A 12,423-nucleotide genomic window follows, 5' to 3' on the forward strand; every position below is an offset into this window, starting at 1 on the left:
ATGATTCTGTAAGAACGTTTCAAAGGCTTCCCAAAAGGGTTCTTTTCCTTCATAGAGAAAATGCCTTTTATTTCGGAGTCTGACTCGCTTTCCGTTTTCTTTCCATCCCTCATGTACAGCGGCGAATTTCAACTCCCATCCACGCTTTTTCTTTTCTTGGCTCTTCACATATAATCCATCTACTTCGACGAACAATACCTTTTGAAAAGGGCGTTTTTCCTTAGCGGGAAGTACGTTTGTTTGAAGAAGATGTTGCCGTAATGCTTCATGGCTCATCGCCGAATAGCCTAAAAATTGTTCGAACGTTTCCACCGCCTTTCGATAGGAGGAGCCATTCGTCGCTAGTTCTAACCCCCATTCTTCTAGTAGTGGACTAAATCCCTTATTCCCCTGAAACTGTAAATAGTGATCTAATAGACAAATATATTTTTTGGTCACACGATCGAAATAATAATTACGCTTCAGCTCCACAGCTCCAAACGCTGTATCTACTCGTATTTCTCGTTTATCACGTAAAGCAAATCTTCTTTTGTCTCGTTGCTGGGCAATCTCTTGATCCCAATTTTCTAATGTTTGAACAAGGATTTCTTGAAACGTCATTTGTAGTGTTCGAAATAAAGTTTTTTCCAATTCTTTTAATGATGGCATTTTTGTGTTACATTGATTCATGAGAGCCTCTCCTTTTCGTAGTTTTCGCCAAATTCTACTTTACAAAAGGAAGCTCTCTTTTTTAATGCTTAATTTTTTCCAGCTACCGCGCTCTCGCTTGGTGGCCTTTTTGTCTAGTTGGAGGACGCGTCCCCCAACTAGACAAAAAGGATATTTATTCTCCCACAAACATTTTACTCATACTCACTTGTCATAGACTCATAAATTGATTGAGCCTTTTCTGTTGGCAAGAACACTGTATAAAAAGGATACATTGTATGTTTCTCTATAAATATCTGTTCATTCAATGTCGTGTTTTTTGGTAAATGCTGAACAAGAGAACCAATTCCCGATGGCAAAAATACCGAAGCACTTATCGTCCTCTTTCCGAATAAGTCTTCTAATGTGTGTTTCCAAAAGACATTACCTGCTCGAACGTGATAACGAGAAATAACACTATATAAAAGTTCATCTGGATACGGGGTTGGGAATTGTATAATCATGAAACATCACGCTCAGGGTAATCCTGCTTAATTACTCCAGCATCTAGTAATGCTTGATAAACAGTTATTTGTTGTTCTTTCCCTTTTTTTATAATGGTTCTCAGGTCGTTACTTATTATTTTATCCGTACTTTTTTCATTATTGTTTAATAGAAGAAAAGCATCTTTTACGACTTGTGATATATCTCTTATTTGATTGTTCTCAGAAATCACTTTTTGTACTGCCTTAACAGCAGCATCATTTTTAAAACCTATCATCCCTAAACGGAAAACAGCATCATCAATTAATTTTACTTCCTCATTTTTCCGTTTGGCTCCTTCTTGGAGTGAGTTCATTACCTGTTTTTGATCAACAATAATCCGTTCTTGTTCAATATAGTCCTCAATATTTGGTAGCATTAAGTCGTCATATTTTGCTAGTTTGCTATAATCTTCAATTTTTAAAGTATTTAGCATCGGCTGAACCATCTTTAGTTCTTCCTGAGCCACTTGTTTTATTAACGTAGAAGTAATCTTTTCCTTACCACTACTAATCGCACGTAGCTGCACCATCATATAGAGCTTAATTGCGATGTCAGCGATTCCTTGGGACTCATAATATAGGATTGAAGATATTTCCTCTGTAATAGGAATCTCCTCTTTTGTCCACTGGTATTTCCACATACCACTAATAAATAAGTCCCAAATAGCATCATTTTCAAAGCGATCCCACATGATGTTCCCCATATTAGTGCTTCTTCTTGCTTGTCTAAACTGTGATTGCAAAACATCCATTGCCTTCGGGGTTCCGACCATAATAAGAGGGATATTTATCGTATTGATTAACGCTGTAAAAAAGTTTAGTATCTGTGATGACCTAGAATTCTTTATACCTTTCAAATGTTGTAACTCGTCCAAGAACAGCATTCCAAGGTTTATACTTTTAGCGATCTGAGCCATGATAGGCATTAGCTGACTTGTTGACAAATGACTGTTCACATATCTATTAAAATAGTTTGAGCCCAGAAGTAGATCTACTTGATACATAAAATCGTAAATAATGGTTTTCACGGAACCATCAAAAGGGGTCTCGATTTTTAAATAGGTTACTTGATAGTGGTTTAAGGCCTTCCCTTTATATGTAACATGGGAAATCACCTGCGGAATAGTCTGCAAAATCCGCTGTAATGTTCGTGTTTTTCCTACACCAGATACCCCTAAAATACTCAATGTTTGTCCTGTCTGGATAATAGACTTATCAAAAGATTTATTCTGTATATTATTCCAATTATCCACAAAACTCTGTGCATAAGTAGAGCTTACAGGATTTCGATAAGTATAACCTGTTCTAATTAATCTTGAAATTGATGACTCAATTCTTAGATGGATCGGTGTGGCTTGAAAATATTGTAACAATCTTGAGATCAAATGAACTCTCTGATGGTCATTCAAAAATCTTTCTTCCTTATTATAAGGAGGATACATGCTTAAACGATCAATGACTTCCTCCTGAGAATAAATTGGAGGCAATGCCTCTATAAGAGGATTGCCCTGATACTCCATTATTTCCTGTTGCCTATACTCTGCAACTTGAGCTTTGGTTCCATTAACTAATTCAATTATCTTCATCACGAAGCACTTCCTTTTGTTTTTTACGGAAAATATCTAGCACTTTTACCGAATCAATATCATGATTTACTTTGTTCAATTGCTTTCCAATGTTTTTTGGATCTATTGCGGTTTGTTGTTCCCTTTTCAATACCTCTCTCTCTTTTTCTCGATTTTCTCTAATGTTCTTTATATCTTTAGGAACCTCACCATTAAGAGATTGGTCTTTTGTTTTCTCCTTCGCCTGTTTAACGATTGATTCAATATCCTGAGCTAACCGGATGGCTCCATTCATTTGAGATTCTTCATATTCTGCTTTTTGTTGTCGTAGGTTCTCCTTTAAGCTAACAAGCTCTTCCTCTTTTGCATTTCGATACATTTCGTATTGCTCGATTAAAGAACAGACTTCATAGTTTTGCCTATCTATCCTAATGTAAATAGTTGCTACACTTTGAGGATCATAATATACTTCCATTTTCCAATTCCCCTGAATTCGGGCATTAGAAAACCACCGCTCTTTTACAGCTTTAGAGCATGTGTAATAAAGTTTGCCAAAATGAATGCCCTTGGGTGTTACTGTTGCTTGGGATTTTGGATAAATGTTACTTCGAATTGCATCTAAAGACATTGTCCTTAGCTGTCCGTTTCCTTTATATAACCCCCATTTGAAAATCTCAATTGGAATAGGCCGAACCTTTTCATCTATCATATTTTGTGTTAAAGGATAGTCCAAAAGAAAGTTATGATTGTTGTAAAAGAGAATGCAGCGAACCAAGATTTGAGTGTATTCATTGAGGTTAAGAACTGCCTTTTTTCTGTAATCTTGGCCACCTCGTTTCATATAATCTTTCTGGATGGCTCCTGGAAGGAACGGGCTTATATGTTGCTGAACGATATGAAAATATTTTTCGCAAACCGATTTTAGCTCAGGTCTATATGAGCCTGTGTTCTGCATCCTAACATTTAGATTTTCTACTACTTGTGTTAATTCATCAGATATTAGTTCACTTCCACGATCAGCCAAAATGGTATGTGGAATATAGTGTATAGGCCACTCCTCATCGCCAATCTCCATATCGAGTGTCCTTTCACAAAAATCCCTTTTACTTTCCAAGGTATTTGCTAGTGCAATTCTCAGAGAGTGCCCAGACATATTCTCAATCCCCACTCCGATGCCGACGATAGCACGGGAAAAAATATCGACACACAGATATATCACTGGACGGCCGATTACTGTATTTCTATCTAGTGAGGAAACTAAATATATATCACCAATGGTTGCATCAATAGCATATGTACCGATCCCCATAGAATCATCTGTAGCTGAACCAGTTATAGCTCGATAGTTTTGTAAAAATTCTCTTCTTCCCTCTCTTTTATGAATCGCATCTTCCGGCTTATACCACTTGCGATACCAATAGTAAAATTGGTCATACGAAATAATCGGCTTATCTACATCCAATACTTTATAGCCCGATTTTCCATCCTCTTTGGAGAAATACTCCTTTACCATTTGTTGATAAGCATATTTTAATGATGGCTTTGAACGAATAAAGTAGTATTTTTCTAGGCTTATTCTAATGATTTTCTTCCATTCATCAGTGATTGCTGCTCTCTGAATAGTGGAGGAATAGGCATATGGTCTTCCTGCCTTTTTTGTGTATTGACGCTCCTTCCCCCGCTGTTTCCCGCAATTATTAAAGTCAGGTAAGAGTGCATTCTTTACCATTCCTCTTACCCAATATCGTTTTAAATATTGTCGAACTGTCTTTGTACTTAGAGAAAAACCCTTACTAGCCATTTTGATTAACTCTGATCTACGTTTCGGAATAAAAATATCAGGGATTAAATAGATTTGGTTTATTACCTTCCATGCTTTATCACGTTTTTCAATTTCCAATTCAGATAAATCCTCTTCATTCACACTGATAGCCCATGGATCAGTTTCAACCTTGGTAATCTCACTTCTTTTTAAGGAGGCTTCTATATTGTGTATTTCCTCACTGTATGGAAATGATGATTCACGGATATTGACCAGAAAACAGAGTTGATGCTCATTATCGACCCAGACTACCCTTTGAATGAATTCGGGGTTTTCAGTGCTTTGTAATAAATCATTAATTACCAACTGCATATCTTACATCACCACCATTTTCACCAATGACCTCAACATGATAATTTTCAATATTAGAAGTCAAATAAATTTTCTTGCTTAAATCCATGCTTACCTTTTTATTGGCAATCAGATGTTTAAACAAGATTAATCCTAATCCTTCATCTAAGCTGTATTCTCTTTCCAATCGAGAAAAGATCCCTTGGAACGTATCGGATTTATTTGACAAATACTGAACCATATCTCTTTTCAAGTGGGGCAAATTCATTGTAAGTGATGGGTAATCCTGAATATCATAGGAGTTCAATGCCCATCCAATATTTCGTGCCAGTTGTTTATTGATTTCTTTTTCTGTAACAATCCCAAAATCAATCCCTTTCTTTTCAAAATACCTTCTTTGTAGTTCCAATCTTTGCAAGGTAGCATTTTTCTCTAGCTCTTGCGATTGCTTAATTATTCTGGCTTGATAATAATGCTCACCATTTTCCCGCTTCCTTGTTACCAAAAAGGAAATCGTAAAGATATGTGGTACTTGTGTCTTCGAATCAAATAGTTTCTTTGTAAGCTCCTCATCCACTTGAATATTCATGTCGTGGAAATCTAGTAAAGGGTACTGCTCCCTTATGTCAGTAACATTGTCGTCAAACTCCAATAAATAGAAGTAATATAACTGCAAATCACTTAACATATGATGCACCCTTTGAGTCGTATGACCAAATATACGAGTGGATCGCCCTTTTGAAGCTATATCTTGTACGAGTAGCCAAGGCTTATAGTCTTTTCCTGTTCCTTGCCCACGTTTTTCTTTTAGAAATCTATTAATGGTTGTTTCATTCCATTCTCTAATCATCTGATATTCCCCTATTCTCTCTTTCTTGTAGAATAATGTGCTTATTTGCAATGGCTGAATCAACAGTTATTTTGAATTCACAACGAAAAAGATTAGAAAACTCATCCCAACTATTAAATGGAGAATAATTTTCTACCTGCGATTCTTTAGTGCGACATAATTCCTCTTTTATTAAAGTTAATTGCCTACGAATTAAATAACGTAAGAACTGTAGTCCAGTTACCTTTTGAAATTCATCCGAAAAATCACTAAAAGAACAACCTGTAAGTGTTTCTACACGTGCATTGCAAATCTCGTCATGATAATGCTGTTCAATGTATTGAATGACGGCATTAACTTTGTCCATTTTATTGTTAGCCCCCTTTAAATAGGAAAAGGCATTTGTCGTTTGACTTTTGGCAATCCGGATTGTTTTTTTTATCCGAAATAACAAAGTCAGCAACAAATGCCTCTACTTTTCTATATTTTTTTATAAGTTAACCTGTAAGTACAGTTCGTCAAGATCTTCTTGCAATATACCAAGATACCTTTTAGTTTCCGCAACGGATCTATGATTCAGGGCTATACATATGTAATCAAGAGATATTCCTTTCTTAAAAGCAAAGAAGCCCCAAGTTTTCCTCATGCCGTGTGTTCCAAATCTTTCCTTTATTCCTACCATATCACAGGCTTCATTCAACATTGACGCAGCATACTGCCTTGTAATAGGTTGATTTGTTCCCTTTCTACTGGTAAAAAGAAAGTCATCTTGTTTCTTATCAGGAAAGTCCCTCATAAACTCTTTAATACTCTTCGCTAAATTTGGTGTAATCGGAAACCGCTTATATTTACCTGTTTTCTTTTCGTTCACTTCAATAAATTCTGTTGGCTTCCTACCATCCCATACTTGATTCACTTTCAACATCAAAATGTCAGAAATTCTTAAAGCTGATGAAATACCAACCATAAAAAGTAAATAGTCTCTTTTGTTTTTCCCTCGAAGGTATCCTTTTACAGCTTCAAGTTGTTTTAGATCCCTAATCGGTTGAACAACTTTCAATTTTGTTCACCCCCTGTTTGAATCTTACATAATCATTGTATAACGCTATTTGAGTAAGATTCAACAGCCTAGAGGCAAAATCCGAAAATAAAAATGCCGATTTTATAGGATTTCCTTGTTTACAAAACAGGGTTTTGTAAAGTAAAGAACAATTGAAAATTACTCAGTTCCCTGACTCTTTTGTACTAAATTTAATGATTGTTCTTTATAATCCTCACTTAAATTTTGATTAATCCTTTTGCTTACAAACTCAATGTGACTAAGTTTTTCCTTGTCAGAAAGTTCCCCACTATTTAAAATATTTTGAACTAATTCAAATGAATTTGTTAAATCCATCAGTATCCTCCTTCTCATATTGTATAAAGAATATGAATCCATTATCGAAGGAATAAAATACTTAATGTTTTTTTCACTCTTATTATTCTTTGCTTGTAAATCTTGAATGCTATACCACAAGTTTTGGAGATGTAATTCTATGCGGGTTAGATATGCTGAATCCTGCTGTAATTTTTCCTTCAACAAACCCTCTTCCCTAAGTATGATTACTCTCTCTACTTCTTCCTTAATTTGGTTCAAAGTTTCCTTTGATAATTCGTAACCCCCAAAACCAAAAACTCCAAATAGTTCTGCCAAAAACGCATCAAGATTCTTGTAATTATTTCCATGACTGAAATCAACCAATTCTTTCTTAATGTTTTCCATAGAAATGAATTTCCCCTTTATTAAAAATTATATTGATACTATTATAAACACTATACTATCTTATAGTATTAAAAGATTATCAACTTCCATGTTATGTATACAAAGTAAAAATTCCTTATCATAAAAATGCGTTCTTAGTCCCGTTCAATTCAAATTAAGCTACTTAAAATTGCCCCATAATATTATCCATTCCAAAAAAGGAAGGATAAAGAGCATAATATCTCCTTATCCTTTCAAATGCTAGCTCCCTTTCCATCACTAATGTTTGCCATTTTCGTCGAAAGCACATTCCGTATAGAAATCCTCAAGTCATCAATCTCTTTTAGTTCCTTCTCCGGTACAATCCCTTTGATTAAGGATGTTTCCAACGAACTATCAAGGCCATCCAACGCCTTCATAGAATCATTAAAGAAACGAAACTTTTTAGGAATATATAATTGATGTCCCTCAGCAATGTTAGCAACGCTTGAAGTTGCTCGTTTCCTCATTTTCTTCACAAGATTCTTTTCCTTCCAGAATTCTGGTTTTCTTGTAATCTCGTAAATCTTTTCAACCAATAGCAGAGCATTATTATAGGCCCCAAAGTTTTTAACGTTTGGTGTAAAGGGATTTGGTAAATCCATTCCCTTTCCCTCTTTCTCTTTTATATTGGACAGGTTTTTTGTCAGAATGCGTACCACTTGGGTTGTTAAGTTATCTAACTCATCGAATTGAACTTGGGTTATATATTTCTGCCCTAATGACATTTGGAGCCATGCCGTGGTTTCTTTTGCTGATCCTATTGCAATACTGTATTGGTTAAACTTCTCCCCTACATAAATTTGCTCTCCCATTTCAATGCTGTCTTTAATTGAACAGGCACTTCTTTCTATCTGGTTTACAATGTGATCAACTTCGTATGAAGGAAAGTTCTGACATAGTTCAATTATCTTTTTTTCTAGCTCCTTAGCCTTTTTATAACCAATGAATTGCTTTACATCCCTTACTTCAAGATGCTGTCGTTTCTTAGTTTGCTTTTCTTTTGAGGGTGTTGTTGATTGTGAGGGTTTACGTGAAATTGCTGCGGAAAGATTCTTGGGGGATTGAATATTGAGGAATTCTTCGAGGTTGTCGTAAATCTGATTGGCTCTATACTCATTCAAATAATGCTCAATCAGTATTTTCTCAGGGTCAGAAATATTTTTCTGATCTTTAAGAACCCAGATTAACCCTTTCTCAGCAAGGTCCTTCAAATAAGTTCCAATATCAAAGACACAATAGGAAACTCGTATCCTCTCTGCCTGATACGATTTCTGGATTTGTTCTACTATATTGTTCAATTTTCATCAACTCCATTTTTTTAATCGACAAGAGAGGATAAAGTGAAATATCTAAAATATCCTAGTTTCTTTCACCAGATACAACTACCCCTCTTGTTTCTATCCTGTTTGACTATTGGATTCTATGTTAAGGTGGGGTTCTCAGCTTTTTGAGTTAAGCTCAAATGAGGGAGTACGAGTGGAGATGGATGGCACTTTATTGTTTACGTGCCTTGTTACTTTTTCAGTATTCTTTCTATTTCATTGAAGAATGACTCCGAGTAAAGTGGAAATGAGTATAATGTTGTTTCGGTCAGGCATTTTGATCGAGTACGCTTATCGAAATAGGTAACTTTTCTTTTTTCGGCAAAAAGTAATCCTAACTCCCTAAATCTCTTTACAGCACTACTGAATCTTGCAGAAGATACTTTACTTTGACTTGCATACATTGAGAAGATAGCGTTATTCTTATCACTTCTTTTCCCTATATCAATGAACTTTTGACCATGAATTAGCATACTTTCAAGTACATCTACATAGGACTTAATTTTTTTAAATAGATTTGGATACTTCGCTTGAAAATCTTGGTTTTTAAACAAGGCAAGAATACGCACATTTTCAATGTATTTCTCCTTCTCCTTTCGCTCCCAATCGACATCACCATAAGACACATTCAGTAAATTGATCAGCTCATCTCTTACGAACTGTCGTTGCTGTGTATATCCTTTTCCTTGTACTTGCGGAAAGCAAAGCAGCAAATCAAAAATTGAATAAGCAACTGCTTCATCAAAAGGTTGACCTGTGAAGTATTTGTAGTTTCCTGCGGCATCCTTTCCAATCCATGCTTCGTTTCCATCAAATATTACACATGGAAAAAGCGTCTCTTCCTTTATATCTTTTAAAATTGCAAATATCATCGGAAATAAATTATTCTCCACTACTGCCTTTTCAAACTCATCATGATTTTTTATGTTATCAAAAATTGCTGAAGCGTCGTACTTCTTTTTCTGCAATTTTGAGGCCTTTTCACTTTTAGCCAACTCACTCATTACCATCATTCTTTCTTGGATAAATGCAGAACGATATGGATGGAATTCTCTTGAAATTGTCATTATAAATCTACTCCCTTTTCTTTGTTTTTTGTTGTAATCAATTGCGGTGAATCTCCTAAGATATTCTTAGTGGATATAATTTAGAATTTCCCTGATAGATGATCAAAAATAGCTTCTATTTCCCCATCAGTTAAACCTTGGTCTACCAAAAGAATGCGATTTAATCTATTATGCTGGCCATCTTCAACAAGATTATCTTCCATTAAGGTGTAAAATTTAACAAACCTCCCTTCAGGTAACAGATAAATTTCTTTCATTTGCGTATTACTACCATCAATTCCTGCCCGACAATCTTCTATTGAATAGTGAACTAGGTAGCCTAGAAGTGGTTTACCTTCATCATTCGCATAGACTTTAGCGTTAAAGCATTCATTATTTTTTCCAATTGCATATTTGTAGATTGGCTCAAAGTCTAAGATACTGTTCATAAGTTCAACTTCTTCTGATGCAAAGTGACACTTGCTGCCCTTTGGTATCTCAATTGCATAACTCTTGTACATAAATCAAGTCTCCTTTTGTTCTAAGGTAACTAGAGGAGAGAAATATTACGACTCTCCTCAATTCCCTTACTCATTTGAATGTTTTACCTGATAGGTTGTTAGCCCCACTAAGAGGGACATCAATTTTACTTTAATTTGATTCCGACAAACTCAACGGCTCTAGTTTGTGATCCTTGACGTTTTGCAACACCTTCATCAGCAAATAGACTTACCAATTGTGAATAAAATTCACGTTGGGGGACCGGTGATACTTTGGCATCTAAACATTCCTTTTTATATTCATCGTAAAGTCTCTTTCCTGATTCATTTGACGTTGGAGATACCGTGCAATATTCATCCGAAAACCAAAGAACACTGTTATTTCCTTTCTTGTATTCCTTCATCAAGTTGTTTGCTGCTTCGCTTACAGTGAACACATAATTATTTTCAATTAACCGTTTCAATCCAATTAAAGCCCACTGAACAATGCCTTCACGTTCTTTAAGCAATTCTTCTTTTAAATTTCGTTCAATATTTTCACTGGAAACAATATTTTGGAAGGGGATTAGAGTTAATCTTCTGTAAAACCCAGAGGTGTGATCAACATAATTCGAGGGTAATTTGTTTGCGGCAAAGAGAAGACGGGCAGTATTGTTAAAGTCAAATCCTTTTTCATACTTATCGTCTGCATACATGCTATCTCCAGAAACTAATGCCTTAAATACACCTGTGTCTTTGATGTTTCCTTGAGGAAGATCGGCGTAGGAATTCAGTAACTTTCCAAACAATTTTACTGTATGGAATCTTGTCCCTAAATCTTGAAAAGGAACATTGGAGACATAATCCTTACCAATAATTTTCTCAATGATTTCAATTAAAGTTGATTTGCCTGTATTACCAGGACCATACAATATAAAGGCTTTTTCCGCCTTCACTTCAGTTGTTAGCAAGTAGCCCATCATTTCCTGTATAGTTTTAGCATCTTTTTTCGTTAGTGATGATGCTATATATTCCTTAAATCTTGGACACTGTGCACCCATCTGGTACTCAACATTTAATTGAAACGCAGTTTTGTAGTTTTGAGCATAAGGTCCAAACGTATTTGACTTTATGTCATAAACGCCGTTTTTGAAATTCATCTTGTCTTTCATACGTTTAGAATCTGTTAGCTCATTATCTATTGGAATTCGCATTGAAAACAGACTTTCAGTTTCCGATACATCCTTATTTGTCAAATACTTTGGTGAAAGATAATCCAGAATTTCACGTTTGATTTCGTTATTACCAACCTTCTGAAATATGCCCTCACCTTTTTTCCTCGCATAAATCAATGTATTACACATAAGGTAGTCTTTTTGTTTCAGTAGTGTTGATGCAAGAACATTAGGCAACAGCCGTAGGCCTCTGGGTGTTTTTACATAATGTTCTGGCAGTTGGCTAGAGGTTTCATCTACCTGACAGTTCTTTTTGAAATGAAATTCTCTAATTCTTTCTAAGCCTTTTGATTCAGTCCAAGGAGATTCAGGTTTCCAAGTTGCTATTCCTTTTAATGGAACAATATGATCTCTATCAAAGTAGTTTACCTTGATATTTTTGAAATGCTGATTTCCTAAAGAGATCCCTTTTACTATCATAGTCAAAGACGTTCCAACAATTTCCCCGTAGAACTCACCATCAAGCGTGTCAACGGTTTCCCTTGCTACTTCACTTAATTCTCCATCAGACATTGCATCTTGAATCTCTATTGAAATGTAGGAATCCCCCTTTTTTAAAACAAGGCCAATTCCTGCATTTGCGTATTTCGGAGCATTTTCCTTCAGTTCAAGTGCTTTCTCAAAAGCCATCTGGTTAGATGGATCATTTGCATCTACTGGTTCATCAGTTGTTGGATCCCAAGCAGTCGTTACATACTCCTTCCCTATCTGCTCCCTTTTTGTGCAAACAAAAATTGGAGCCTCTCTTAATTCCTTTATTAGTCCATGATTCAATTTCTTTTCTTCTTTAAGCATATGGTATTCCTCCTTATATTGTGTAGTTCATCACCACATCCGTTGCCATTAGGCAATATAATGATGAAATTATAATGGGGTTTC

At 35.5% G+C, this 12,423-nt stretch carries 12 protein-coding genes; all 12 read right to left on the minus strand.

What is annotated here, in order from left to right; translation table 11 throughout:
- On the minus strand, positions 1-669 hold a 669-nt coding region (locus ACTQ5K_RS19970; protein ID WP_441994220.1), incomplete at its 3' end, for a UPF0236 family transposase-like protein.
- A gap of 173 nt (positions 670-842) precedes the next feature.
- Entirely contained in the window at positions 843-1,151 is a 309-nt protein-coding gene (locus ACTQ5K_RS19975) for a TniQ family protein (RefSeq protein ID WP_349204964.1), read from the minus strand.
- Positions 1,148-2,758 carry an ATP-binding protein gene (locus ACTQ5K_RS19980; RefSeq protein WP_349204963.1) on the minus strand — a complete coding sequence of 537 codons (1,611 nt, stop codon included), beginning with the start codon at positions 2,756-2,758 and terminating at the stop codon, positions 1,148-1,150. Before ACTQ5K_RS19980 ends, ACTQ5K_RS19975 begins: the two co-directional genes overlap by 4 nt.
- Positions 2,745-4,871: a Mu transposase C-terminal domain-containing protein gene (locus tag ACTQ5K_RS19985; RefSeq protein ID WP_349204962.1), complete on the minus strand. Its 2,127-nt coding sequence runs from the start codon at positions 4,869-4,871 to the stop codon at positions 2,745-2,747. Before ACTQ5K_RS19985 ends, ACTQ5K_RS19980 begins: the two co-directional genes overlap by 14 nt.
- Positions 4,855-5,700, minus strand: coding sequence for a TnsA endonuclease C-terminal domain-containing protein (locus ACTQ5K_RS19990; protein ID WP_349204961.1), 846 nt, complete (start codon positions 5,698-5,700; stop codon positions 4,855-4,857). Before ACTQ5K_RS19990 ends, ACTQ5K_RS19985 begins: the two co-directional genes overlap by 17 nt.
- Positions 5,693-6,046, minus strand: a complete 354-nt coding sequence (locus tag ACTQ5K_RS19995; RefSeq protein ID WP_349204960.1) for an AraC family transcriptional regulator — start codon at positions 6,044-6,046, stop codon at positions 5,693-5,695. The genes ACTQ5K_RS19990 and ACTQ5K_RS19995 overlap by 8 nt, the downstream gene beginning before the upstream one ends.
- A 123-nt stretch (positions 6,047-6,169) precedes the next feature.
- The gene (locus ACTQ5K_RS20000) at positions 6,170-6,739 is read right to left on the minus strand and encodes a tyrosine-type recombinase/integrase (protein ID WP_349204959.1); all 570 of its coding nucleotides are present in this window, start codon (positions 6,737-6,739) and stop codon (positions 6,170-6,172) included.
- 159 nt (positions 6,740-6,898) lie between these two features.
- Positions 6,899-7,441, minus strand: a complete 543-nt coding sequence (locus ACTQ5K_RS20005; protein ID WP_349204958.1) for a hypothetical protein — start codon at positions 7,439-7,441, stop codon at positions 6,899-6,901.
- Positions 7,442-7,674: 233 nt separating this feature from the next.
- The gene (locus tag ACTQ5K_RS20010; protein ID WP_349204957.1) at positions 7,675-8,760 is read right to left on the minus strand and encodes a four helix bundle protein; all 1,086 of its coding nucleotides are present in this window, start codon (positions 8,758-8,760) and stop codon (positions 7,675-7,677) included.
- A 215-nt stretch (positions 8,761-8,975) separates the two neighbouring features.
- Positions 8,976-9,851 (minus strand): hypothetical protein, encoded by an 876-nt coding sequence (locus tag ACTQ5K_RS20015; protein ID WP_349204956.1) that lies wholly within the window; start codon positions 9,849-9,851, stop codon positions 8,976-8,978.
- An 80-nt stretch (positions 9,852-9,931) separates the two neighbouring features.
- Entirely contained in the window at positions 9,932-10,351 is a 420-nt protein-coding gene (locus ACTQ5K_RS20020; protein WP_349204955.1) for a hypothetical protein, read from the minus strand.
- Positions 10,352-10,476: 125 nt separating this feature from the next.
- On the minus strand, positions 10,477-12,339 hold the full coding sequence (locus ACTQ5K_RS20025) for a phage/plasmid primase, P4 family (RefSeq protein ID WP_349204954.1): 1,863 nt from the start codon (positions 12,337-12,339) through the stop codon (positions 10,477-10,479).
- Positions 12,340-12,423: the final 84 nt, after the last annotated feature.

The organism is Niallia sp. Sow4_A1 (assembly GCF_052116745.1).
GTDB classification, from domain to species: Bacteria; Bacillota; Bacilli; order Bacillales; family Cytobacillaceae; genus Niallia; species Niallia hominis.